General features: G+C 33.0%; 1 protein-coding gene and 1 pseudogene. One reads left to right on the forward strand and one right to left on the reverse strand.

What is annotated here, in order from left to right; all coding sequences use genetic code 11:
- Window positions 1-332: pseudogene (locus NI462_RS14955) on the reverse strand (cation transporter); the annotation flags it as partial.
- 89 nt (window positions 333-421) lie between these two features.
- Between NI462_RS14955 and NI462_RS14960 the strand changes: the two are divergent.
- Window positions 422-506 (forward strand): MerR family DNA-binding transcriptional regulator (locus NI462_RS14960; RefSeq protein ID WP_253161244.1); only part of this gene is annotated, 85 nt, incomplete at its 3' end.

The following is a 506-nucleotide window of genomic DNA, read 5'->3' on the forward strand; positions in this document are numbered from 1 at the left end:
GAAGATAGCGCCATACGAACCATCTGTTCTTCCGCAGAACAATCCATTTTGGGAACTAAGTATTCACTCATGTAGTGCGAATCTTTTAAAATATCTTCAGTGCTTAAATTTTCTTTGGGATCAGAACCATAACAGGATTGAGCGGTATCTTCACAACTGTTTGAAGTGTTACAGCAAGGAGATGAAGATTTTTTTTCTTCCTCTTCACCACAACAGCTAAGCGTATTATCACAATTCTTTGAATTGTTTGCTTCTGCAATTGATGGATGATTTTCTTGTTGAGATTTCTTATCTTCGCATGGTGTTTCTTTACTACATCCACAACCACTCATAATTATACCCATTAAAAAAATTATAAACTTTGAATATTAGAATCCCTATAGTTACTATAGAGTCAAGAATCTTTGGAAATACTAACTCAATGCATTTAAAAATTGGTGAACTCTCTAAAAAAACCTCATGTTCAGTATTAACAATTAGGTTTTATGAAAAGGAAGGTTTAATTC

The organism is Acinetobacter lwoffii (genome assembly GCF_024129715.1).
GTDB classification, from domain to species: Bacteria; Pseudomonadota; Gammaproteobacteria; order Pseudomonadales; family Moraxellaceae; genus Acinetobacter; species Acinetobacter lwoffii_U.